The following is an 18474-nucleotide window of genomic DNA, read 5'->3' on the forward strand; positions in this document are numbered from 1 at the left end:
CCGGGACTGAACACCTAGCGCATCGCGCGATGCCTTTCGCGCGGCGCGCATGGCAAGACGGAAACGATTCGAACATCTGCGCAAAGCGCCGCGCCAGCGCCTTGATCGCCGGAAGGTGGATGCAGGGCGATACGGCGTCGAAGGCTGCATCGCGCCCAAAAACCGCTCCATTTGCCGTACATGGAACGTGCGTCCACGTTTGCAATCGATGGCAGCCATCTCGTCGGCGCGTGGCCCCGTTACATGCATCCCCAAAAAGGCTGGCCTTATCGGCTGGTTGCATCGTCCCCACGGATGCGCGTTGCGGCCTTTGCTCGCGCAAACGATCTGCTGCTGTGCGTCAGACATGCAGCGAACGCGCGCATGGCACGGGCAAGCCGATGCGTTTTGTGCGCTTTTTTCTGCCCCTGGTGAACGAATCCCCGTCGAAAGATGCTTTTTTCGTGCTGTTTCATCGTTTGCCTATTGGCGGCGCGCAGCAGTTGCCCTACATTTCGCGTTGCCGACTGGGTCGGCAGACCCAACACCACCAACGAATACGGAACACATCACTCATGGCAAAAACCGCCGCTAAGAAGGCTGCCCCCAAGAAGGCAGTGAAAAAGGTCGCCGCGACCAAGACCGCAAAGCCGGCCAAGGCCGCTGCGCTCAAGCCGATCAAGGAAGCACTGAGCAAGACCGGCCTGGTCGCGCACATCGCTGAAAGCACCCAGTTGGCTCCGAAGGACGTCCGCGCCGTGCTGGCGTCGCTGGAAGCCACCGCACACGCCTCGCTGAGCAAGAAGGGCGTCGGCACCTTCACCATCCCGGGCATGCTCAAGCTGACCACCGTGCACGTGCCGGCCAAGCCGAAGCGCAAGGGCATCAACCCGTTCACCAAGGAAGAGCAGATCTTCGCCGCCAAGCCGGCGACCACCAAGCTCAAGTCCCGCATGATGAAGAGGTTGAAGGACGCGGCGCTCTAATCGAGCACGCCTCCGGTCTCACGAAGACGGCCTGCGGGCCGTCTTTTTTTTGCAATCGCCCACAAAGTGCAGCACATACCGCTCATCGATGCTGCCCTACCCTGCATGCTGATTCGCCATCTGCAGGTATCTGTGACCTATCCGCCGAACACCCCGCCATCGTCACCACGCCGAGTGTCCACCCGTAGCCCTGCACGTCGGCTGCGCAGCATCGTCGTGTCGATTGCGCTGCTGTGCGCTCTGGCGGTGGCTGCGCGCTGGGCCTGGCAGCTGCCGGTCGCCCATCGGCTCCGTACCAGCTGGGAGCTGTCGCAAATGCCCCCGCCTGCGCAGTTGCATCTGCCGGTGGAAGGCGTGCGTGCGCGACAGATTGCCGACACCTTTGGCGCACCCCGTGGCCGCGACCGCACGCATGCGGGCGTGGATATCTTCGCGCCACGCGGTACACCGGTGGTGGCCGCGACGCGCGGCGTGGTCAGCGCCATCCGCGACCAGGGACTGGGCGGAAAGCAGGTCTGGCTGCTGGGTCCGGCGATGGAACGACATTACTACGCGCACCTGGACGATTGGGCTGCCGGCCTCGCAGTAGGCGATGTGGTCGAGCCCGGCACCCTGCTCGGCAAGGTCGGCGCCACCGGCAATGCGCGCGGCACGCCGCCGCACCTGCACTATGGTGTCTATGGACGCAACGGTGCGTACGATCCGCTGCCGCTCCTGCGCAAACCTGCCGCTCGGCCAGCAAACTGAGCACGTTGGAACACTGCGTCATGGGCCACCCTATCGAGACGGTCGCGTCCTACGCCTATGGTGAGCACAGCCCAGAACGACGCGCCCCCTATGTCCCGCAAACGCTATCGCATCACGGTCACGCCTATCGAAAACGACGGCCGCCCTTGTGAGAACCGCTGCACCATCGAATTCGAACAACGTTCGCGCGCCGACTGGATGCGACTGCTCGAGGAACTGCACCTGCGCCGCGACCTGAGCAGCGACGAATGCGCAGCACTGACCGTGGGTTCGCAATTGCTGGAAGACCTGGCGGCCCGCCCACGCGCGCAGCCCAGCGATGCACTGGACGCGTTGCGTCCCAAACTACAGCTGCTGCTAGAGCGCCTGCAGCGCGTGCAGCCCGCCACCGGCGCCTGAAGACGCATCGCCGCAGGCACCGGCTACACTGCCTATCCTCGGGGTTGGGGACACATCATGCGCTGGATGGGGATGCTCGTTGTCGCAGCCGCACTTTCTGGTTGCAGCTGTCATCGGACTACGGATCGGCAGGCAAACGACGCGCAGGAGACGCACGCCAGCGCATCGCGCCCGCCCATTGACGGCACTGCCAGCACCACGACCGCATCACCCGCTCCAGCGGCTGACCCCACCGTTGCCATCGCGCTGGCCAATTACGCCCAAGCAAGCGCCACCGTTCAACGCTACCTCGGCGCGTTACCGGGAGCGGCGCGCGCGCAGGCCGATGCCTTATGGACCGGCGGCCACCCTCCCCCGGTGCCGGACGACACTGCCTTGCGTGCCATCACCAATATCCAGTCGATGCGCATCGATAACGACCCGCCCATTGCACTGGATCAGGCGCAGCCGCCACAGCGTATCGAAGTTCCGGTGCAATTGACCGTACGCACCACCACCGGCACGCAACGTCTGGTCGGCGCATACCGGCTGCAACCCCGCACCGGCAGCGATGGCTGGGAAATCTATTCGGCCACGCTGCAGCCGGTGTTGCGCTAACCCGTGGTTCACCGGCGCCGACTAAGGTGATGTCACCTGTTGCCGGAGTCACCCGATGAAACTGCGTTCGCTTGCCGGATCCATGCTCGCCCTCGCCTTGGCAATGCCCATCACCAGCGCCTGGGCCGCGCCGCAGATCCAGGGAAAACAGATCAGCGTGCAGGCCAGCGACCTGCAGCAGTATCTGGGTGGCCGCTTCCCACAGACACACGACACGCTGGGCGGGCTGATCGCCATGACGGTCAGCAACCCGGCGCTATCGTTGCCGCCAGGCGATCGGCTGAAGATGGCGTTCGATCTTGCCGTGGCGACCGCAGGCAGCGCTCCTGCATCGGTCGGTAATGTGACCTTGACCAGCGCACTGCGCTACGACGTGGCCAAGCAGGGCTTTTATCTCGACCAACCCAGCATCGACGACTTCCGCCCTGCCCACGCGGGCGCAAAGCTCGACCACAGCACGCGGCAGCTGCTCAATACCTGGCTGGCCGACTACGCGCGCAAGGAACCGATCTACCGAATCGACCCCGCCATTGCATCCGTGATGGGTGCGGTGCAGGTGGAATCGGTCGGCATCCAGAACGGGCGGGTTGCGGTCAGCTTCAACCAGAACATCGAGCAAATGGTGCCCGCGGCAGCGCTGTCCGGGAAGTAAGCCGGCTTGGTGTTGCCGTCGATGGCGACAAGCCACGCAACCCGACACGTCAGAAGGCCCGACGCACCCGCGCCGGGCCTTCTTGTTCCGCGCTGACACTGACCAAAAGCCGGCTGCCTATGCAGACAAGGCCTTGGCCACGGCTGCAGCGAATGCAGGAATGTCGTCCGGCTTGCGACTGGTAATCAGTTGGCCATCGACCACCACTTCGGCATCCTGCCAGCGCGCCCCGGCATTGATCAGGTCCGTCTTGACCGATGGCCACGAGGTAACCTGGCGATCGCGTACCAGGTCGCTTTCGAGCAACAACCACGGTCCGTGGCAGATCGCCGCTACCGGTTTCTGTGCGGTCGAAAACGCGCGGATGAATGCGATAGCCTGGGTATCGGTCCGCAGCGTATCGGGATTGAGCACACCGCCAGGCAACACCAGTGCGTCGTAAGGATCAGCTGTCGCCTCAGCAAGCGGACGATCGACTGCCACCGAATCGCCCCAATTGGTGTGATTCCATGCGCGGATCTTCGCGCCATCGCCAGGTGCGATCACCTCGACCTTGGCGCCCCAGGATTCCAGTAGGCGCTTGGGCTCGGTCAGTTCGGATTGCTCGAAGCCGTCGGTGGCCAGCACGGCAACAGTCCTGCCGGAGAGCGAGTAAGACATGTGGGGCTCTTCACAGAAAGAAGCCCAAACCTAGAAAGCGCGCCGTTGCGCAACCGTGCACCGATGTATGCGTGGCGTCAGTACGCGCCACGATCCTACATGCTCAGCGCTTGGGTTGCAGCATCGTTCCGGTGCAATTCTTCGAGCCGCAACGGCATTCCCAGATCTTCTTCAGGCGTGGCGTATGACGCTCGGCAAGGGTAATGCCGTAGTTATAGGTGAGCTCTTCGCCGGGTTTGATGTCGCGCTTGGCCTCGATGAAGATCTTGTCCTTGCGTCGGTCGTCGCCCTCGGCTTCTTCGATCACCGCTTCGCAATTGGGATCGCAGCTATGGTTGATCCAGCGCGCAACATTGCCTTCGTAGTTGGCATCCAGCACGTAGTCGTCGCTGAGCGTGAACAAGAAGGTATGCCCGCTCTCCACATCGCCCGTATCGTCGGCATCCACTTCGGCATGCGTGCGCAGGCGACCCTTGTATTGAATGATGCGCTCGCCCTTGCGGAGCGGGGCGAGGGCGAACATGCCATTGCCGTGGATACGTGACTTGCGGGCGGCAACTTTGCGCGACATGTAAGGGTCCAGTGATGGGGCCGCTCATTGTGACCGCAGCGCGCCAATGCGCCAAGCGCAAGCGCAGCGTGCGCCGCAACGGACCACGCTTGCCGGCGGCTGAATCGCGCCGTTGGCCCTGCCCTACTGGAAAGAGTACAATTTCGGTCCGCTTTCGGATTTCGCCTTTCCATGTTGCGCGTCACCAAACTCACAGATTACGCCACCGTGGTGCTGACCGTCCTGGCGGCACGCTGCGATCAGGTGCTCAGCGCAAGCGAGTTGGCCGAACAGGCCGGTCTGGAAGCGCCAACTGTCAGCAAGATTCTCAAGCCGTTGTCGCAGGCGGGCCTGGTTGAAGGCTTGCGCGGCGTGCACGGCGGCTACCGGCTTGCGCGCGCCGCCAGCGACATCACCCTGGTGGAGATCGTCGAAGCAATGGAAGGTCCGTTGGCGATCACCGAATGCAGCCAGGACCACAGCCAGTGCGGCATCGCGCAGCGCTGCGGCGTGCGTTCGAACTGGCGCCTGATCAACGACGTGGTGGGCGATGCCTTGCGTCGCGTCACGCTCGCGCAGATGTTGCAGCCCCTCTCTCTCTCCCTGGCGACACCCGTCGGCGTTCCATCGCCGCACGCGTCGCGACCACCTGACCTGTAGGCAGCCCAATGGCCACCGAACTTGCTCCTCCGCAGAACGCGCAGATCCTCGAACGGCTGGGTCGACGTTACGACGCCGGCTTCATCACCGAAATCGAATCGGACTCGCTCCCGCCCGGCCTGGACGAAGACGTCATCCGTGCGTTGTCGGCCAAGAAAGACGAGCCGCAATGGATGACCGACTGGCGCCTTGAGGCCTATCGCCATTGGCTGAAGATGCCGATGCCGGAGTGGGCGAAACTGCAGATCTCGCCGATCGACTTCCAGGCGCTGAGCTATTACTCCGCGCCCAAGGGCCCGAAATACGCCTCGCTGGACGAGGTACCCAAGGAATTGCTGGACACCTACGACAAGCTGGGCGTGCCGCTGCACGAGCGCGCCAAGCTGGCCGGCGTCGCCGTCGATGCGGTGTTCGACTCGGTCTCGGTCGGCACCACCTTCCGCAAGGAGCTGGCCGAAAAAGGCGTGATCTTCTGTTCGATGTCCGAGGCCATCAAGGAGCACCCGGAGATCGTCAGGCAGTATCTGGGCAGCGTGGTGCCGGTGGGCGACAACTATTTCGCTGCGCTCAACTCGGCCGTGTTCTCCGACGGCAGTTTTGTGTTCATTCCCAAGGGCGTGCGTTGCCCGATGGAATTGAGCACTTACTTCCGCATCAACGCCGGCCATACCGGCCAGTTCGAGCGCACCTTGATCGTGTGCGAAGACAAGGCCTACGTCTCGTATCTGGAAGGCTGCACCGCGCCGATGCGCGACGAGAACCAGCTGCATGCGGCGGTCGTCGAGCTGGTGACGCTGGAAGATGCAGAGATCAAGTATTCCACTGTGCAGAACTGGTACCCGGGCGACGAAGAAGGCCGCGGCGGCATCTACAACTTCGTCACCAAGCGTGCCGAATGCCGTGGCGCGCGCAGCAAGGTGACCTGGACCCAGGTCGAAACCGGCTCTGCGATCACCTGGAAGTACCCGTCTTGCGTGCTGATTGGCGACGATTCGGTGGGCGAATTTCATTCGGTCGCGCTGACCCACCACCGTCAGCAGGCCGACACCGGTACCAAGATGGTCCACATCGGCAAGCGCACTAAGAGCAAGATCGTCAGCAAGGGCATCAGCGCCGGGCGGGGCCAAAATACCTATCGCGGCCAGGTCAAGGTGGACCGCAATGCCGATGGTGCACGCAACTACACGCAGTGCGATTCGCTGTTGATCGGCAAGCAGTGCGGCGCCCACACCTTCCCCTATATCGAGGTGAAGAACCCGGGCGCCACCGTCGAACACGAGGCCACCACCTCCAAGATCAGCGACGACCAACTCTTCTATTGCCGCGCGCGTGGCATCAGCCAGGAAGATGCGGTGTCGCTGATCGTCGACGGCTTCTGCAAGCAGGTGTTCCGCGAGCTACCGATGGAGTTCGCGGTGGAAGCCAAGAAGCTGCTGGAAGTCTCGTTGGAAGGCAGCGTCGGCTGACGCTGCCTTAGAGATTCGGCATTGGGGATTGGGGATTCGCACAACCCCGTTCCCATGCCGGCCGGTTGATCTGCTTTTACCAATCCCAAATTTCGAATCCCTAATCCCATGCTTACAATCTCCAACCTCCACGCCAGCATCGCCGGCAAAGACATCCTCAAAGGCCTGTCGCTGGACATCCAGCCCGGCCAGGTACACGCCATCATGGGTCCCAATGGCGCGGGTAAATCCACGCTGGGCAATGTGCTGGCCGGTCGCGATGGCTACGAGGTCGGCGCAGGCACCGTGGAGTTCGAAGGCAAGAACCTGCTCGACCTGCCGCCGGAAGAGCGCGCCGCCGCTGGCCTGTTCCTGGCCTTCCAGTACCCGGTGGAAATCCCCGGCGTCAACAACACCTATTTCCTGCGCGCCGCGCTCAATGCGCAGCGCAAGGCACGCGGCGAAGACGAGCTGGATTCGATGCAGTTCCTCAAGCTGGTGCGCCAAAAGCTGGCCGTGCTGCATCTGAAGGACGAGCTGCTGCATCGCAGCGTCAACGAAGGCTTCTCTGGCGGCGAAAAGAAGCGCAACGAGATTTTCCAGCTGGCGGTGCTCGAGCCCAAACTCGCCATCCTGGACGAGACCGATTCCGGCCTGGATATCGATGCGCTCAAGAGCGTGGCCGACGGCGTCAACGCGCTGCGTTCGCCCGAGCGTTCGTTCCTGGTCATCACCCACTATCAGCGCCTGCTCGACTACATCAAGCCGGACGTGGTGCATGTGCTGGCAGAGGGCCGCATCGTGCAGAGCGGCGGCCAGGAACTGGCGCTGGAGCTGGAAAAGCACGGCTATCACTTCCTGAAAGACCGCGTAGTGCCTGAGGTCGCCGCCTGATGAGTGCCCTGCTCGATTCCCTGGCGCGCGGGTTCAGCGGCAGTGATGCACGCCGCGCCGAGCTGGATGCCGCCCTGCAGACCGGCCTGCCCGGCCCGCGTGCCGAGGCCTGGAAATACACCTCGTTGCGGCAGTTGGAACGGCGCAGCTTTCAGCCCGCCCCGCAGGTGCCAACGCTGGTGGATGCTGCCGCGCTGGACGACATCCCGTCGCCGCGCATGGTCTTCGTCAATGGACGCCCGTCCGAAGCGCTCAGCGATCTGTCCACGTTGCCGGAAGGCGTGCAGTTGGACACCCTGTCTGCATCGTTGGCTGCGAGCGACGAGGCGCAGCAGTTGCTGGGCCGCCGCTTCGACGGCAGCGATGAGGTCTTTGCGCGCCTGAATGCCGCACTTGCCGATGAAGGCGTGCTGGTGCGCGTGCATGCCGGCGCGCAGGTCGAGCTGCCGCTGCATCTGGTATTCGTCGGCGTGGCCGGCGAGCAGGATCTGTCGTGGCATCACCGCCATCTGATCGAACTGCGTGCCGACGCTGCGCTGCAGGTCGTCGAGCATCACCTGCATGTCGGCGACGCCGCGCATCTGGACAACAGCGTGATGCACGTGCATCTGGCACAGGGCGCAGCGTTGTCGCACGCACGCGTGCAGGCCGCCAGCGCACATGCGACGTCGCTGCTACGCACTGACGCGGTGCTGGCGCGCGAGGCGCGCTACCAGCGTGTGGACCTGGAGCTGGGTGCCGGACTATCGCGGCACGAGCTCAACGTGCGCCTGGAAGGCAACAACGCGCAGCTCACCGCCAACGGCGTGCTGCTCGGCAACGGCCGCCGGCATGTGGACACGCGCCTGGGCATCGAGCACATCGCGCGCGACACCGCCTGCGAACTGGTATGGCGCGGCGTGGGCGCGGACCGCAGCCGCGTGGTGTTCCATGGTGGCATCCGCATCCGCGCAGGTGCCGACGGCACCGATGCACGGTTGTCCAACAAGAATCTGCTGCTGTCGTCCAACGCCGAAATCGACACCCAGCCGGTGCTGGTGATCGATGCCGACGAGGTACAGGCCGCGCATGGCGCCACGGTGGGGCAGCTCGACGGCAATGCCTTGTTCTACCTGCGCTCGCGCGGCTTGCCGCAGGAAGAAGCGCAGCGCCTGCTGAGTGCCGCGTTCTGTCATGAACCCTTGCGCGTGTTGCCGGCCGCCTTGAGTGCCGTGTTGGCGCTGCAATTGGACCGGGCATTGAATTCGGCGGGCGTGGCATGAACATGCCCGCCGTTCCGCCCAGCGCAGCGCCCGATTGGGATCGCGTGCGCCTGGATTTCCCGCTGCTGATGCGGCAGGTGCATGGCAAGCCGCTGATCTATTTCGACAACGCCAACACCGGCCAGAAGCCGCTGCAGGTGATTGCCGCCACCGACGAGTTCTACCGGCGCCAGAACGCCAACGTGAGCCGTGCCGTGCATGCGCTCGGCAGCGAAGCGACCGACGCGTTCGAGGGCGCGCGCAGCAAGCTGGCGCGTTTTCTCAACGTCCGCGCCGATGAGCTGGTGCTGTGCAGCGGCACCACCTTCGCGATCAATCTGGTGGCGTATTCGTGGGCATTGCCGCGGCTGGGCGCCGGCGATGTGATCCTGATTTCGCGCATGGAGCATCATGCCAACATCGTGCCGTGGCAGTTGGTGGCCCAGCGTACCGGCGCCACCATCCGCGTGGCCGAGATCACGCCCGATGGCGCGCTGGATCTGGATGCCTTGCGCAAGGCGATGGCCCCGGACGTCAAACTGCTGGCGATCACCCACGTGTCCAACGTGCTGGGCACGGTCAACCCGGTACGCGAGATCTGCCGCGAAGCGCGCAAGCGCGGCATCGTCACCATGGTGGACGGCTCGCAGGCCGCTCCGCATCGGCGCATCGACGTGGCCAGCATCGGCTGCGATTTCTACGCCATTACCGGGCACAAGATGTGCGGCCCTACCGGCACCGGCGCACTGTGGGCACGTCGCGAACATCTGCAGGCGATGCCGCCGTTTCTGGGCGGCGGCGAGATGATCAAGGAAGTCAGCTTCGAGAACACCGTCTTCAACGATGCGCCGCACAAGTTCGAAGCCGGCACGCCCAACATCGCCGGTTTCGTCGGCCTGGGTGCGGCAGTGGATTACCTGGAATCGCTCGGGCTGGCACACGTGGAAGCACGCGAAGCCGAACTGCTCGCCCATTTCGCCGAAGAGCTGCAGCGCATCGATGGTCTGCGCATGTTCGGCACCACGCCCGACAAGGCCGCGGTGGTGTCGTTCCTGATCGAAGGTGCGCACGCGCATGACCTGGCCACCCTGCTCGACCTGGAAGGCGTCGCGGTGCGCTCTGGCCAACACTGCGCGCATCCGCTGCTGCAGTACTACGGCGTCGCCGCCACCTGCCGCGCGTCACTGGCGTTCTACAACACGCACGACGAAATCGAGCGCTTCGCCGCCGCGCTGGTGAAGGTCCGTCGACTCCTGGGCTGATGGGAATCGGGAATCGAAAGAGCTTGATTCGTGAGCCCAATCGCATCCTTAGCACTCCTTGAGTGGGCTGTTGCGATTCCCCATTCTCGATTCCCGATTAAACTGCCTCCATGCAGACCACCACTTTCCGCACCGCCACCGTCGCTGACATCGACGCTCTCGTCCTGCTGGTAACCTCTGCCTATCGCGGCGACAGCAGCCGCGTGGGCTGGACCACCGAGGCCGATATTCTTGAGGGTGCGCGTATCGATCCGGCTGTGCTGCGCGACGATATCCTGCGCGACCGCAGCCTGGTGCTGGTGGTCGAACAGAATGGGCAGCTGGTGGCCTGTGCGCATATCGCCGACGACCACGGTGCCGGGTATTTCGGGATGTTGGCGGTGGATCCTTCTTTGCAGAGCAGCGGGCTCGGCAAGACGCTGTTGGCCGAAGCCGAGCGCCGTGCACATAGCCAATGGCAGGTGCCGGTGATGCGCATGACTGTCATCGATGTGCGCAATGAACTCATCGCTTTTTACGAACGCCGCGGGTATCGCCGCACCGGCATCGTCAAACCCTTCCCGTATGGCGACGAGCGCTTCGGCATTCCGCTGCGCCAGGATCTGCGTTTTGAGGTGCTGGAAAAGCAGTTGAACGGGCCAACCCCATGAGCGACACCTGGACCTTCGTCTGTGCCAGCGATGCGCTGCTGCCCGGTGAAATGCAGACGGTCTGGGACGAAGTCACCGACACGCCGATCGTGGTGTTCAACCTCGATGGCGCCTTGTACGCGCTGGAAGACCGCTGCAGCCACGAAGACTACGAACTGTCGCCCGGCAGTTTCGATCCGGTAGCCGGCACCATCGAATGCCAATTGCATAGCGCGCGCTTCGATATCCGCGACGGCCGCCCCTTGTGCGCGCCTGCCTACACGGCCGTGCCCAAATTCCCGGTCAAGCGCGAACACGACGGTATCTGGACCCGCGACGATCGCTGAAGCAGGCGCGTTGCAGCAGCCGTTCCGCTCCAGGGCGCCACACGTGGCAGCGTCTGCCGCCGCTCAGCCAATATTGCAAAGAAGAATGATTTGCATTTAAAATCGCATCCTTAAGCCCATCTTAACAACTGGCCTGCCTGCGATCCCATGCACCCAGCCCTGCTCGACACCTGCCCCGCTCGTTCGCCTTGCCTGCGCGTCCTCGCGCAGTGCTTCGGCTTGCCTGGCCCGGGCGACTGTCGGCGCAGCGCTTCGGGTTAGCAGGCGCAGCGTCCCGGATTCCATCCCGCATTCCATCCGCCTCCGCCGAGCCATCGCCAGGTGGGAGCCTCGCCTCCTCTTTGAGATCTTCCATGACGCCTCGCATTTCCCCACTCGCTTCGGCCGTGTTGCTGACGCTGTCCGCCCCCGCTTTCGCCCAGCCCGACGACGTGTCGGCGCCTCCAGCGGCAGTGGATCTGGATGCGATCCGGGTGCAGCAGGAGCGTGCGCAGAAGCCGTCTTCGCCCAAGTACACAGAAGCGCTGCGCGACACGCCGCAGACTATCACCGTGGTCACCAAGCAGACCATGGACCAGCAAAATCTGCTGTCGCTACGCGATGTGCTCAGCACCCTGCCCGGCATCACCTTCGGTGCGGGCGAAGGCGGTGGCGACTATGGCGACAGCATCAACCTGCGCGGCTTCACCGCCAGCAGCGACATCACTACCGACGGCGTGCGCGACAGCACGCAGTACAGCCGCAGCGATACCTTCAACCTCGAATCCGTCGAGCTCATCAATGGTGCCAACTCGGCCATGTCCGGCGCAGGCTCGGTCGGCGGCAACATCAACCTGGTCACCAAGACTGCCGGCCAGGGCGACTTCACCAACGTGATGATCGGCGGCGGCAGCGACCGTTACGGCCGCCTCACTGCCGACAGCAATTACGATTTCGAAAATGGCATCGCCGTGCGCTTGAATGCGATGGGCCACACCCAGGACGTGCCGGGCCGCGACGAAGAATTCCGTCACCGTTGGGGCGTTGCGCCGTCGGTGGCGTTCGGCCTGGGTTCGGACACGCGCTTTACGCTGAGCTACCTGCACCAGCACGACAACAACCTGCCGCAGTACGGCGTGCCGTTCGCGCTCAGCCCGTTCAACGATGGCCCGTTGCCGGGCGTGGACCGCGAAACCTATTACGGCTATCGCAATGTGTCGCGTCAGGACATCGACGTGGACATGCTCACCGGCGTGCTGGAAATGGACTTCGACGACAACGTCAAACTGCGCAGCCTGGCGCGCTTGCAGCGTGTGGATCAGAGCACCACCGCCACTGCACCTGAGGGCACCTGGTGCCTGCCCGACAACACCAACGCCTACACCGGCCGCGCGTGCGTGAGCCAGCCGCCGTCCACTTGGAACCCCAACAGCGGGCCGCGCGGACTGGTGCGCGACACCGAAAACTTCATCGCGCACAGCCAGACCGACCTGACCGCAACATTGCACACCGGCGCCATCGAACATCGCCTCGTCGCCGGTGTCGCCGTCAGCAAGGAAGATTTCGAACTGGATAGCGGCAGCATCTTCCGCAATGCCGACGGCTCCACCACCGGCATCACCTACCCGCTGCAGTCGTTCGATCACCCGTACAACATCTGGACCGGCCCGCAGAACTATTTCCGCACCGGCCGCAGCAAGGGCAGCCTGACCAACCAGGCGGTGTACCTGTTCGACACCTTGCAGTTCAACGAGCAATGGATGCTCAACCTGGGCGGCCGCTACGAGCACAACGAAGGCGACACCACCACCTACACCGTGAATGCGACCGGTGGCATCACCGGCGTGGCCGCAGGCTTCCCGGCCGGCAGCAAGGACGATCTGTTTTCGTATCGCGCCGGACTGGTGTTCAAGCCGGTCGACAACGCCAGCCTGTATCTGTCCTATGCAAATGCGAAGACGCCCTCCAAGGCCTCGGTCAACGGCTCGTGCACGCCGATTGCCACCTACACCGTGGGTGCCAACTGCAATGTCGAACCGGAAACCGCGGTCAATATCGAACTGGGCGGCAAGTGGGACGCGTTGGACGAGCGCCTGGCGCTGACCGCCGCGGTGTTCCGCAACGAACGCGAGAACTACAAGGTCAACAGCGGCGACCCGCTGGTCCCCGAGCAGGTGCTGGACGGCAAGGCGCGCGTGGACGGCCTGGCGCTGGGCGCGGCCGGCTACCTGACCGAACGCTGGTCCATCTTCGCCAACTACACCTTCCTGGACAGCGAAGTGCTGCAAAGCGTGTCCAATCGCACTGCCAGCCTCACCGGCGACCCCATCGCCGGGCGCGAACTGGTGCAGACCCCGCGTAACGCCGGCAATCTCTGGACCACCTACCAGCTCAACCAGTGGACCTTCGGGTACGGCGTCAACTATCAGGGCAGCTTCTACCCGAACAACACCTCGACCGCGGTGTATCGCAAGACCGACGCGTATTGGGTGCACCGCGCCATGGTCGGCCTGCGCGTCAACGAGTGGCTCAGCCTGCAATTGAACGTCAACAACCTGTTCGACAAGGTCTACTACACCAGCATCCGCAACAACCTCACTGTCAACGCCGCCGGAACCGTCATGGCGGGCAGCGGTTGGGCGTTGCCGGGTGACGGCCGCTCGGCAGTATTGAACGCCACCTTCAGTTTCTAACCCTCAGGCACGCCCGTCCGCGCAGCGCAGGCGACGTGGAGACCACCACAATGTTGTTGCCCATCCCCGATGTGCTCAGCCCCGCGCAGCTCAGCCAGCTGCGTGCGCAACTGGACGTGGCCGACTGGGCAGACGGCCGCATCACCGCCGGCCACCAATCGGCACAGGCCAAGGACAACGCACAGTTGCCCGAAGACAGCGCCGTTGCACGCGAGGCCGGCGCGTTGGTGCTGGAGGCGCTGGCGCGCAGCAGCACGTTCTTTTTAGCAGTGCTGCCGCGCAGGATCTACCCGCCGCTGTTCAATCGCTACAGCGGCGGGCAGTCGTTCGGCTATCACGTCGATAACGCAGTGCGTTACGACCGCAGTCGTGGCGGCGCCGAGGCGGTGCGTACCGATGTCTCCGCCACGCTGTTTCTCAGCGACCCGGACAGCTACGACGGTGGCGAGCTGGTCATCGAAGACACCTACGGCACGCAGTCGGTCAAGCTGCCGGCAGGGCATCTGGTGATCTATCCGGGCACGAGTCTGCACAGGGTCATGCCGGTGACACGTGGCGCGCGCGTGGCGTGTTTCTTCTGGACACAGAGCATGCTGCGCGACGCTGCGCAGCGCCGCCTGTTGTTCGAACTGGATGTCTCGATCCGCCGCCTCACCCAGGACACGCCGGGGCATCCCTCATTGATCCAGCTCACCGGCGTGTATCACAACCTGTTGCGGCAGTGGGCCGATGTCTGAGCCGGCGCTGGACATCGCGCAGCTAAGCGCGTTGCTGCGCACGCAGCCGGAACAGGCACGTGCGCTTTTGCACAAAGCCGCCGCGAACCACGACGTAGGCGCACAATTGCTGCTCGCACAGATGTACGCCGAAGGACGCGGCATTGCCGCAGATCCGGCTGCAGCGATGCTGTGGTACGAAGTGGCCGCCAACGCAGGGTGTACGGAGGCGATGAACCAGCTGGGCCGCTGCCATGAGCTGGGGTTCGGCACGGCCATCAACGCGGTGCTGGCCGTGTTGTGGTATCGCCGCGCCGCCGAACATGGTCTGGTGTGGGCCATGTACAACCTGGCGCACATGTACGCCTCCGGGCGCGGCGTTGCGCAGGACCACGCGCAGGCATTGGCGCTGTACCGCCGCGGGGCCGAAGCCGGGCATGCCAAGTCGATGAACTTCCTGGCGCGCTATCTCGACCAGGGCCTGGCCTGCGCCGCAGACCCCCTGGCCGCATGCGTATGGTATCGCCGCTCTGCCGAGGCTGGCGATTTCCGTGGCCAGGCCGGCTACGCCACCCTGCTTGCCGACAGCGGCGAGCCGGATCGGGCCGAGGCATGGATGCGCCGCGCCATCGCAGGTGGCCACGCCGGCTTTCTGCAACAGCTCGCGCCACTGCTGGCCGGCGCGCGCCATCCGCGCCTGCGCGCCTTGCTGCACGAGGTGGCGGGACGGCAGCGGCAACTGCAGCCCTACGTTCCCGAAGATGTGGCCTGAGCGCAGCATGTCGACCTTAGACCACGCTCACCTCGCCAACGCGCAGCAACGCCGCGGTTTCTGGCTGCGCATGCTGCATCAGCGGCACTGGATCAGCTCGGCGCTGTGCCTGATCGGCATGCTGCTGTTTACAGTCACCGGACTGACCCTGAATCACGCCGCGCGCATCAAAGCCAGCCCATCGACCGAACAACGCACGCTGCCGCCTGCACTGCTGCAGACCCAGGGCAACCGGCAGGACGGCAATGCACCGCTACCGCCGCGTGTGGCGCAATGGTTGGGACGCGCGCTCGACATTAGCATCGGCGCGCGCAATGGCGAATGGTCGACTGACGAGGTGTATGTCGCACTGCCCCGCCCAGGCGGCGACGCGTGGTTGAGCCTGGACCGTACGACGGGTGCAATCGAATACGAGCGCACATCGCGTGGCTGGGTCGCCTATCTCAACGATCTGCATAAAGGCCGCAACGCCGGGCCGGTCTGGGGCTGGTTTATCGATGTGTTCGCCGTCGCCTGCCTGGTGTTCTGCATCACCGGCCTGTTCCTTCTCCAACTGCATGCACGGCAGCGGCGTATGACCTGGCCGCTTGTCGGCCTGGGCCTGCTGATTCCGCTGTTGCTTGCCCTGCTGTTGGTGCACTGAATCTTTCTATCGGAGACGATCATGCGCGTCCCATTGACCATCGCCTTGAGCGGCCTGCTCGTCATGCCCGCATATGCGGCCACACCCGACATCAACGTCGACATCCCCAAGCTCAACGTCGCCGAATACCACCGCCCGTATGTCGCGGTCTGGCTGGAAGGTGCGGACCAGAAGGTCGCCGCCAATCTGGCGGTCTGGTATCAATCCAGGGACACCGCCGAAGGCCACGGCACCCAATGGCTGCCGGATCTGCGCCAGTGGTGGCGCAAGAGCGGCCGCACTCTGAGCGTGCCGGTCGATGGCGTCACCGGCCCCACCCGGCCGGCAGGCGCCCATGCGCTGTCGTTCTCCGACACCAAGGGCGCATTGAAGTCCCTGCCGACGGGGCAATACACGCTGGTGGTGGAAGCCGCTCGCGAAGTTGGCGGCCGCGAGCTGGTCAAGCTGCCTTTCACCTGGCCGGCGACCTCCACGCAGACCGCCAAAGCCAGTGGCAGCAGCGAGCTCGGTGCGGTCAGCCTGGTTGCAAAGCCCTGAAGCTGCGTTGGCGTTCGCAGCGCTCTCCAGCGCGCGGATTTTTTACGCAATGCACACCTCGCGCATGGCGGCAACGCATGTTGCTTGGCACCTGGCGCTTTCCACGCATCCGGACAGCGTTGCAGTCTCGCGCTGATCCCACGTGCGTCCCATCGTTGTTGCGCAATCTGGTCGCCCTCCCTCATCGCGACTACTCACTCGCCTCAATCCCCGAGGAAGGTCATATCGAACTGCTGATACGCGAAGGCCGCCGCAGCGACGGCCGCCTGGGCCTGGGTAGCGGCTGGCTGTGCGTGCACGCACCGATCGGCGCAACGATTTGCATTGCGCCTGCGCAGCAACCCCGGCTTCCACCCGCCGGCCCCCGATCGGCCCATGCTGCTGATCGGCAACGGCACGGGCATCGCCGGCCTGCGCGCGCACCTGCGCGCACGTATCGCGGCCGGAGCGCGGCGAAACTGGTTGGTGTTCGGCGAACGTAGCTCTGCGCACGATGCGCTCTACGCCGATGAACTGCAGCAATGGCAACAGGCAGGCTGGCTCGAACGCCTGGACCGCGTGTACTCGCGCGATCAGGATCAACCCGCACGCTATGTGCAACACGCTCTGGCTGCGGCCGCCGCCGACGTGCGCTTATGGATCGAACAAGGTGCCTGCCTCTATGTGTGCGGCAGCCTTCGCGGCATGGCGCCGGAGGTAGACCACGCGCTAGACAATATCCTGGGCGCATCCGCCAGACGGCAACTGCAACACGACGGCCGCTACCGACGCGATGTGTACTGATCGGCGGCATACTCGCGGCCAAACCTTTCACACCCATCATCGGCCAAACACGCGTCGGCGCCATGGTCCGCACTTCGTCCAGCACGCCTTCGACATAGGACACCGGCCCGCTCGCCTGCCCAAAAGCATGGGCTACAAACCGCGTGCAGACGTACATCCAAGATGTCCAGACCGCACACAAGCCTCAGGATTTGTGGCCGCTGACCGATCCGCCGCAGGCAAGACTGGGTAAAGGTGTCCGTCAGGTTCAATGTTCCGGCAACGGGCTCACCCGGATCGCCAACAATTCGCCACCGCCATCAAGCACGTAACGGGTGCGCGCCGCTGCGCTTAGCCATGCGGTATCGCCAGCCGCTAACGGCGGCAAACCGCTGTCCCGCCCGAAACTTGCCTGGCCGGCAAGCAGATGAATCGCCCAGACGTTACCCGGATCGGCAAAGAACAACATGGTGCCGACCAGCGGACGATGCAGCAGCTCGGTCTGCAGCAGATCCCGCCGCCACATCAGGTTGAAATCCTGGGTAGGACCGTCCAGCAGCTCTACCTCGACTGCATCTTCGCCGGCAAATCGCACGCGCTGATAGGGCGGTACCAAGTCCACACATCGCCTGCTGCGGGATGCGCGTGCAACAAGGCGCTCACTAGTGCTCAACGATCCATCGACAGCAGCATGCTCGCCAACACTCTCTGCGCCACCAGCGTCCGGACCAGCACCCTTCCAGGCATCCGCAGCGGTTTCGGTTTCAGCAGTTTCGGCGCTGCCATTCGCGCTAGCAACGGTATCAGTACCGGTGTCGCCACTGCCAAATGTCAAACGCATGCCATTACCCCGAAGCAGCACCAACTCACGATCGATGCCTGGGAATGCCGAGAACACAGCATCCTGCTCGATTTCGGCAATCGATAGCCGCAATGCCCACTGCGCTGTATCGCCCAAACGCAGGATCTCGCGAGTCCAACCCAACTGATTGCGCCACCGCTCACGGCGGTACTCACTGGCCGGAATCACCCGGCTGCTCAGGTCTGTCAGCTGCATCGGCGCATTGTGCCTCAAGCTCGCGGCCCGAGATCAGGCTGTATGTTGCCGAGTCGTCTGCCTTTACCGGCAAGACGCATTAGCAGTGACCTGGATATCCAGGTTCGGGCTGACGACACGCCCCACCGCAAGGCGGGCTCGGCCGGTGCTCGTTATGCATGAGTCACTCGAACACTTCGAGGCTTTGGAGCGGAGACCATCCCAGCCTGAAGACTGCCCCCTAAGTCTTGCTGCCCACTTCATAGCACCCGACGTCCCCCCGTCCTG

19 protein-coding genes and 2 pseudogenes are annotated in these 18474 nt (G+C 64.1%); 18 read left to right on the forward strand and 3 right to left on the reverse strand.

Going from position 1 to position 18474, the window contains the following annotated elements; translation table 11 throughout:
- Nucleotides 1–554: 554 nt before the first annotated feature.
- From XAXN_RS01905 to XAXN_RS01925, 5 genes are all read left to right on the forward strand, one after another.
- Nucleotides 555–965 (forward strand): HU family DNA-binding protein, encoded by a 411-nt coding sequence (locus tag XAXN_RS01905; protein ID WP_054318288.1) that lies wholly within the window; start codon nucleotides 555–557, stop codon nucleotides 963–965.
- Nucleotides 966–1070: 105 nt separating this feature from the next.
- Complete coding sequence (locus tag XAXN_RS01910) at nucleotides 1071–1712, forward strand: M23 family metallopeptidase (protein WP_054318289.1); 642 nt, start codon at nucleotides 1071–1073, stop codon at nucleotides 1710–1712.
- A 57-nt stretch (nucleotides 1713–1769) separates the two neighbouring features.
- On the forward strand, nucleotides 1770–2111 hold the full coding sequence (locus XAXN_RS01915; protein WP_042823137.1) for a DUF3861 domain-containing protein: 342 nt from the start codon (nucleotides 1770–1772) through the stop codon (nucleotides 2109–2111).
- Between the two features lie 57 nt (nucleotides 2112–2168).
- Nucleotides 2169–2708 (forward strand): flagellar biosynthesis protein FlhF, encoded by a 540-nt coding sequence (locus tag XAXN_RS01920; RefSeq protein ID WP_054318290.1) that lies wholly within the window; start codon nucleotides 2169–2171, stop codon nucleotides 2706–2708.
- A gap of 55 nt (nucleotides 2709–2763) precedes the next feature.
- The gene (locus XAXN_RS01925; RefSeq protein WP_054318291.1) at nucleotides 2764–3360 is read left to right on the forward strand and encodes a YceB family lipoprotein; all 597 of its coding nucleotides are present in this window, start codon (nucleotides 2764–2766) and stop codon (nucleotides 3358–3360) included.
- Between the two features lie 117 nt (nucleotides 3361–3477).
- Here XAXN_RS01925 and XAXN_RS01930 read toward each other — a convergent pair whose 3' ends face one another.
- Both XAXN_RS01930 and XAXN_RS01935 read right to left on the reverse strand, forming a co-directional pair.
- Nucleotides 3478–4020, reverse strand: coding sequence for a type 1 glutamine amidotransferase domain-containing protein (locus XAXN_RS01930; protein ID WP_054318292.1), 543 nt, complete (start codon nucleotides 4018–4020; stop codon nucleotides 3478–3480).
- 103 nt (nucleotides 4021–4123) lie between these two features.
- Entirely contained in the window at nucleotides 4124–4591 is a 468-nt protein-coding gene (locus XAXN_RS01935; protein WP_003487757.1) for an SET domain-containing protein, read from the reverse strand.
- 171 nt (nucleotides 4592–4762) lie between these two features.
- Here XAXN_RS01935 and XAXN_RS01940 point away from each other — a divergent pair.
- From XAXN_RS01940 to XAXN_RS02000, 13 genes and pseudogenes are all read left to right on the forward strand, one after another.
- A pseudogene (locus XAXN_RS01940) lies at nucleotides 4763–5223 on the forward strand (SUF system Fe-S cluster assembly regulator).
- Between the two features lie 15 nt (nucleotides 5224–5238).
- Entirely contained in the window at nucleotides 5239–6696 is a 1458-nt protein-coding gene (gene sufB / locus XAXN_RS01945) for a Fe-S cluster assembly protein SufB (RefSeq protein ID WP_054318293.1), read from the forward strand.
- Nucleotides 6697–6804: 108 nt separating this feature from the next.
- Nucleotides 6805–7569, forward strand: coding sequence for a Fe-S cluster assembly ATPase SufC (gene sufC, locus XAXN_RS01950; RefSeq protein ID WP_054318294.1), 765 nt, complete (start codon nucleotides 6805–6807; stop codon nucleotides 7567–7569).
- Nucleotides 7569–8831 carry a Fe-S cluster assembly protein SufD gene (gene sufD / locus XAXN_RS01955; RefSeq protein WP_054318295.1) on the forward strand — a complete coding sequence of 421 codons (1263 nt, stop codon included), beginning with the start codon at nucleotides 7569–7571 and terminating at the stop codon, nucleotides 8829–8831. The genes sufC and sufD overlap by 1 nt, the downstream gene beginning before the upstream one ends.
- Nucleotides 8828–10072: a cysteine desulfurase gene (locus tag XAXN_RS01960; RefSeq protein ID WP_054318296.1), complete on the forward strand. Its 1245-nt coding sequence runs from the start codon at nucleotides 8828–8830 to the stop codon at nucleotides 10070–10072. Before sufD ends, XAXN_RS01960 begins: the two co-directional genes overlap by 4 nt.
- Before the next feature lie 110 nt (nucleotides 10073–10182).
- Nucleotides 10183–10722 carry a GNAT family N-acetyltransferase gene (locus tag XAXN_RS01965; protein ID WP_054318297.1) on the forward strand — a complete coding sequence of 180 codons (540 nt, stop codon included), beginning with the start codon at nucleotides 10183–10185 and terminating at the stop codon, nucleotides 10720–10722.
- Nucleotides 10719–11048: a non-heme iron oxygenase ferredoxin subunit gene (locus XAXN_RS01970; protein WP_003487771.1), complete on the forward strand. Its 330-nt coding sequence runs from the start codon at nucleotides 10719–10721 to the stop codon at nucleotides 11046–11048. Before XAXN_RS01965 ends, XAXN_RS01970 begins: the two co-directional genes overlap by 4 nt.
- A 353-nt stretch (nucleotides 11049–11401) precedes the next feature.
- The gene (locus XAXN_RS01975) at nucleotides 11402–13720 is read left to right on the forward strand and encodes a TonB-dependent receptor (RefSeq protein WP_054318298.1); all 2319 of its coding nucleotides are present in this window, start codon (nucleotides 11402–11404) and stop codon (nucleotides 13718–13720) included.
- Nucleotides 13721–13770: 50 nt separating this feature from the next.
- Nucleotides 13771–14457 (forward strand): Fe2+-dependent dioxygenase, encoded by a 687-nt coding sequence (locus XAXN_RS01980; RefSeq protein WP_054318299.1) that lies wholly within the window; start codon nucleotides 13771–13773, stop codon nucleotides 14455–14457.
- Complete coding sequence (locus XAXN_RS01985; RefSeq protein WP_054318300.1) at nucleotides 14450–15208, forward strand: tetratricopeptide repeat protein; 759 nt, start codon at nucleotides 14450–14452, stop codon at nucleotides 15206–15208. Before XAXN_RS01980 ends, XAXN_RS01985 begins: the two co-directional genes overlap by 8 nt.
- A gap of 7 nt (nucleotides 15209–15215) precedes the next feature.
- Nucleotides 15216–15851, forward strand: a complete 636-nt coding sequence (locus XAXN_RS01990) for a PepSY-associated TM helix domain-containing protein (protein WP_054318303.1) — start codon at nucleotides 15216–15218, stop codon at nucleotides 15849–15851.
- Between the two features lie 21 nt (nucleotides 15852–15872).
- Nucleotides 15873–16388, forward strand: coding sequence for a DUF2271 domain-containing protein (locus XAXN_RS01995; RefSeq protein ID WP_054318301.1), 516 nt, complete (start codon nucleotides 15873–15875; stop codon nucleotides 16386–16388).
- A gap of 161 nt (nucleotides 16389–16549) precedes the next feature.
- A pseudogene (locus tag XAXN_RS02000) lies at nucleotides 16550–17171 on the forward strand (sulfite reductase flavoprotein subunit alpha); the annotation flags it as partial.
- A 247-nt stretch (nucleotides 17172–17418) separates the two neighbouring features.
- Here XAXN_RS02000 and XAXN_RS02005 read toward each other — a convergent pair.
- Nucleotides 17419–18207, reverse strand: coding sequence for a HutD/Ves family protein (locus tag XAXN_RS02005; RefSeq protein WP_054318302.1), 789 nt, complete (start codon nucleotides 18205–18207; stop codon nucleotides 17419–17421).
- Between the last annotated feature and the right edge of the window lie 267 nt (nucleotides 18208–18474).

It is taken from the genome of Xanthomonas axonopodis (assembly GCF_001304695.1).
GTDB lineage: Bacteria > Pseudomonadota > Gammaproteobacteria > Xanthomonadales > Xanthomonadaceae > Xanthomonas > Xanthomonas axonopodis.

Excerpts from the sequence above, each read along its gene's own strand:
- XAXN_RS01905 (WP_054318288.1), top strand. The coding sequence starts at position 555 with ATGGCAAAAACCGCCGCTAAGAAGGCTGCCCCCAAGAAGGCAGTGAAA.
- XAXN_RS01910 (WP_054318289.1), top strand. The coding sequence starts at position 1,071 with ATGCTGATTCGCCATCTGCAGGTATCTGTGACCTATCCGCCGAACACC.
- XAXN_RS01915 (WP_042823137.1), top strand. The coding sequence starts at position 1,770 with ATGGTGAGCACAGCCCAGAACGACGCGCCCCCTATGTCCCGCAAACGC.
- XAXN_RS01920 (WP_054318290.1), top strand. The coding sequence starts at position 2,169 with ATGCGCTGGATGGGGATGCTCGTTGTCGCAGCCGCACTTTCTGGTTGC.
- XAXN_RS01925 (WP_054318291.1), top strand. The coding sequence starts at position 2,764 with ATGAAACTGCGTTCGCTTGCCGGATCCATGCTCGCCCTCGCCTTGGCA.
- XAXN_RS01930 (WP_054318292.1), bottom strand. The coding sequence starts at position 4,020 with ATGTCTTACTCGCTCTCCGGCAGGACTGTTGCCGTGCTGGCCACCGAC.
- XAXN_RS01935 (WP_003487757.1), bottom strand. The coding sequence starts at position 4,591 with ATGTCGCGCAAAGTTGCCGCCCGCAAGTCACGTATCCACGGCAATGGC.
- sufB (WP_054318293.1), top strand. The coding sequence starts at position 5,239 with ATGGCCACCGAACTTGCTCCTCCGCAGAACGCGCAGATCCTCGAACGG.
- sufC (WP_054318294.1), top strand. The coding sequence starts at position 6,805 with ATGCTTACAATCTCCAACCTCCACGCCAGCATCGCCGGCAAAGACATC.
- sufD (WP_054318295.1), top strand. The coding sequence starts at position 7,569 with ATGAGTGCCCTGCTCGATTCCCTGGCGCGCGGGTTCAGCGGCAGTGAT.
- XAXN_RS01960 (WP_054318296.1), top strand. The coding sequence starts at position 8,828 with ATGAACATGCCCGCCGTTCCGCCCAGCGCAGCGCCCGATTGGGATCGC.
- XAXN_RS01965 (WP_054318297.1), top strand. The coding sequence starts at position 10,183 with ATGCAGACCACCACTTTCCGCACCGCCACCGTCGCTGACATCGACGCT.
- XAXN_RS01970 (WP_003487771.1), top strand. The coding sequence starts at position 10,719 with ATGAGCGACACCTGGACCTTCGTCTGTGCCAGCGATGCGCTGCTGCCC.
- XAXN_RS01975 (WP_054318298.1), top strand. The coding sequence starts at position 11,402 with ATGACGCCTCGCATTTCCCCACTCGCTTCGGCCGTGTTGCTGACGCTG.
- XAXN_RS01980 (WP_054318299.1), top strand. The coding sequence starts at position 13,771 with ATGTTGTTGCCCATCCCCGATGTGCTCAGCCCCGCGCAGCTCAGCCAG.
- XAXN_RS01985 (WP_054318300.1), top strand. The coding sequence starts at position 14,450 with ATGTCTGAGCCGGCGCTGGACATCGCGCAGCTAAGCGCGTTGCTGCGC.
- XAXN_RS01990 (WP_054318303.1), top strand. The coding sequence starts at position 15,216 with ATGTCGACCTTAGACCACGCTCACCTCGCCAACGCGCAGCAACGCCGC.
- XAXN_RS01995 (WP_054318301.1), top strand. The coding sequence starts at position 15,873 with ATGCGCGTCCCATTGACCATCGCCTTGAGCGGCCTGCTCGTCATGCCC.
- XAXN_RS02005 (WP_054318302.1), bottom strand. The coding sequence starts at position 18,207 with ATGCAGCTGACAGACCTGAGCAGCCGGGTGATTCCGGCCAGTGAGTAC.